The sequence below is a fragment of the Vibrio sp. Vb1574 genome, assembly GCF_033338675.1.
In genome coordinates this window covers 629-1,275 of the sequence record NZ_JAWOTC010000267.1, presented here as the reverse complement: position 1 = coordinate 1,275, position 647 = coordinate 629, and the positions used below count along the sequence as shown (strand labels likewise).

The following is a 647-nucleotide window of genomic DNA, read 5'->3' as shown; positions in this document are numbered from 1 at the left end:
CACGGTCAGAATAACAACCCTCGCCTCACAGCCATCTGCTCGCAGCGCTTTTAACGTATCCAGCCCAGACATGCCTTTCATGTTGAGGTCTAGCAGTACCAAATCGAGCTCAAGCTCATGCGCTTTTGCGACTGCATCTGCGCCATTGCTTGCTTCTGCAACGACTTCAAACTCTGGCTCAAAGCTCAGGAGTTGATGGATACCACGTCGCATCAGTGGATGATCATCCACCAGCATTACTTTACACACTGTCAAAGTTTACTTCCTTACTGTGTTGGAATTCGAGTTTTACGGTGCACCCTTTGTTTATTGATGCTTCAATCTGTAGATCGGCGTGCAGTCTCGCTGCTCGCTCTTGCATGATCGTCATACCGTAATGATTAATTTTTTCGTCCTGATGTTCAAAGCCTACCCCGTCATCGGAGACGGTTACTGTGACTTTCCCATCACAATCAAGACATTGAATATGTATATGGTCAGCTTGCGCATGCTTAATCGCATTCAGTGCCGCCTCTCTGATCAACTGTAGTAAATGGACTTGTTGATGCGCATCTAATTCCGTTGATGAAAGTCTATTTTTCAACGTAATTTCTGCCGTTGTTTGCTCATTAAGCGTTTCGACCATCTCTTGCAGCGCTTGGCCAAAA

Annotated in this window: 2 protein-coding genes; both read right to left on the bottom strand. The window is 46.1% G+C overall.

Annotated elements, in window-relative coordinates:
• Positions 1–255 (bottom strand): response regulator (locus R7O12_RS25415; RefSeq protein ID WP_318126837.1); only part of this gene is annotated, 255 nt, incomplete at its 3' end.
• Positions 242–647, bottom strand: a 406-nt coding sequence (locus R7O12_RS25410; RefSeq protein WP_318126836.1) for an ATP-binding protein, incomplete at its 5' end; no start/stop codon positions are given. The genes R7O12_RS25410 and R7O12_RS25415, both read right to left, overlap by 14 nt.